Source organism: Paracoccus rhizosphaerae (assembly GCF_026162645.1).
Classification (GTDB): Bacteria; Pseudomonadota; Alphaproteobacteria; order Rhodobacterales; family Rhodobacteraceae; genus Paracoccus; species Paracoccus rhizosphaerae.
On record NZ_JAOTBE010000143.1, the window covers coordinates 1 to 2,366 of the forward strand.

At 60.7% G+C, this 2,366-nt stretch carries 4 pseudogenes; 2 read left to right on the forward strand and 2 right to left on the reverse strand.

From position 1 onward, the window contains the following. Positions 1-122: pseudogene (locus OC184_RS19890) on the reverse strand (IS481 family transposase); the annotation flags it as partial. On the opposite strand from OC184_RS19890, the pseudogene OC184_RS19895 reads away from it, so the two are divergent. Then, positions 123-287: pseudogene (locus OC184_RS19895) on the forward strand (IS3 family transposase); the annotation flags it as partial. A gap of 243 nt (positions 288-530) precedes the next feature. On the opposite strand, the pseudogene OC184_RS19900 reads toward OC184_RS19895, so the two are convergent. Then, a pseudogene (locus OC184_RS19900) lies at positions 531-1,916 on the reverse strand (IS110 family RNA-guided transposase). A gap of 136 nt (positions 1,917-2,052) precedes the next feature. Between OC184_RS19900 and OC184_RS19905 the strand changes: the two are divergent. Then, positions 2,053-2,238 (forward strand): annotated as a pseudogene (locus OC184_RS19905) (integrase core domain-containing protein); the annotation flags it as partial. Between the last annotated feature and the right edge of the window lie 128 nt (positions 2,239-2,366).

The window sequence follows — 2,366 nt, forward strand, 5'->3', positions numbered from 1 at the left end:
TTGTCGCCCTCGACGTCAGGCAAGCGCGAGATGCCATGGCGTTGCAAGCATCGGTGCAGTGCTGATCGTGTCAGGTGTGGGATGGACGGCTGCAGGGCATAGAGGCAGTCATCGAGTGGCAACTGACCGATGGCCGCCGCTTTCGGATCATGACCCTAGTCGATTACTGCACGCGGGAGTGCCTCGCGCTGATCGCTGACACTTCGCCCTCGGGCGCAAGGGTGGCGCGGGAACTCGCAACGCTGTTTGAGGCGCGTGGCAAGCCTGCGACGGTGGTCAGCGACAGCGTCCTATGTCAGGAGCGAACGAGCCCTTAAGGCGTCAGATCACGGGGCATCCGCGCGACGGGATACCCTGAAGATGTTCGCCCGAGCGGGCTCCGCCGTCAAGAAGTGGTCTCTCCCATGAGCCGAATACAGGGTCGGCCAGAACGCCGCCCTCACCGTCCTTAAGACGAGATCCTAATTCCCAAGCGGATGGAGGAGGATCAGGAAACAGTCCGGGAGACTGTTTCCCCGACGACGCCGACATTATCTACGAGGTGGCTGTTGGCGCCTCCACGGCTCACCAGGGAGGATCCTTCCGCTCGGGCTCGCCCCTGCAAAGAAGGGGCGATAGGGTTCGCCGGATTTGATCACGGCGTGAATGGTGCGCGCCATCTTTGCGGCGATGGCTGTGTAGGCCTTCCGACGGAGGTCGGGATTATGCCGATCCTGTGCAATGTAGCGCTCGAATTTGTCTCGGAAGCTGTTAGCCGGCTTGAGCACGGCGGCCTGGCTGGCCAACCACAGCGTCCGGCGCAGGCGGGCATTACCATACTTCGAGATCTTGCTCCTGCCGCGGAGTTGCCCATCGAGGGCCATCGGTTCAAGCCCGATGGGCGACGCCGGATTGCACAGTTGCCAAGTCCATTCCGCAGAACTTCAGGAACTGGCGGTGATGTCGGAAGCGCCTCAGATTGACGGCCTCTGCCAGAACGGCGAGGGCATTGATCGGCCCTATCCCTGGGATGGTGCGCAGCAGGCGATAGTCCGGATTGTCCGTGAGTAACTCGACAGCGCGGGCTTCGATGACATTGCGCTGTTGGATCAGATGACGCCCCTGAGCCAGAACCAGGCGGAACATGCGAATTGCATCCGAGTCCGGCGCAACAGGCAGGCCCACCGAAGTTCTTCATGTCTCATAAATATCTGCCAGAAGAGCTGCCTTGCCGACGCGCCGGCCCACAACCGGCCAAGCCTCAGCAATGAACTCGTCCTTTTCCATCGCGGTGATCATGTGGAGCGACGGAAAAGCCTCGAGGAAGGCCAGAAACCAATCTCCGCGCGAGCTGCGGTGGAACCGGTCCGCTTCCGGAAAATAGAGCGGCAGATAGTGGGTCAGAATGCGGTGCCAGAGCTCCGTCTTGGCCTGCGCAATCATCTCATAGGTCTTCGGCAGTTCCTGAATGTCACGGGTGCCCGCAACCAGAGGATCGAGGAAGACCTGCACGGCGCCGATCTCAAGCATGTGCAGGATGACCTGCGCATCCTTCGGGTCGTCTTCGGGCTTACGCGGCCTCACCGCGGCCACGGTCCCTTCGACTGTCCCAACTGTTGTGCAGCGCTTCGCGGGTGCGGGCGAGCGCCAGCGAGGAAACGAGCTTCAGCTTGAAACCGGCTGCACCAAGGCGAACATCAACGCATGATGATAGTTGCCGTCAAGGCAGTGCCTTGACCCTCAAACCCCATCGTAACGGGTAATCCGAAGCTGCGAAGGGTCCCAATCAGCCGCTCGTAGTCCGCAGCAGTGTTCAGCACCGTCAAGCGCCTGCGGCGCGTCCTGCCTGGAACCGCAATCAGCACATCGTGCCTGTTCTTGGAAATGTCGATGCCTACCAGAACGCGCGCATCCGGCATATGATTGGCTTTGGTCATGACTGGGTCTCCTCCATGGTGTGGTTCGCAAAACCACCATAGAGATCTGAGCCCGGTCATGGCCGCCCGCTGCGCGATTTTGTTGGCTCCGCGGGCGGCCATAACCTTCTCCGGCGTGTTCTTCCCAACATGCTATGGCACCGAGTTCACCTCGAACGCGATCCTGACCTTCGCCGATGACCGAAAGATCGACTGGCACTACATCGCGCCGGGCAAGCCGACCCAGAACGCCTTCATCGAGAGCTTCAATGGCTGTCTGCGCGACGAGTTGTTGAACGAGACGCTGTTCTCGTCCCTGAACCACGCCCGCGCCGCGCTCGCGACCGTTCTGGACCTGTCGCGGTTTGGTGCCGCTCCTTTGACCACGTAATGTGCAGCAGAGGAGATGAACCATGGGCACAGTCAGGACGGATGAATTTCGCAAGGATGCAGTGCGGATTACGCTGACCA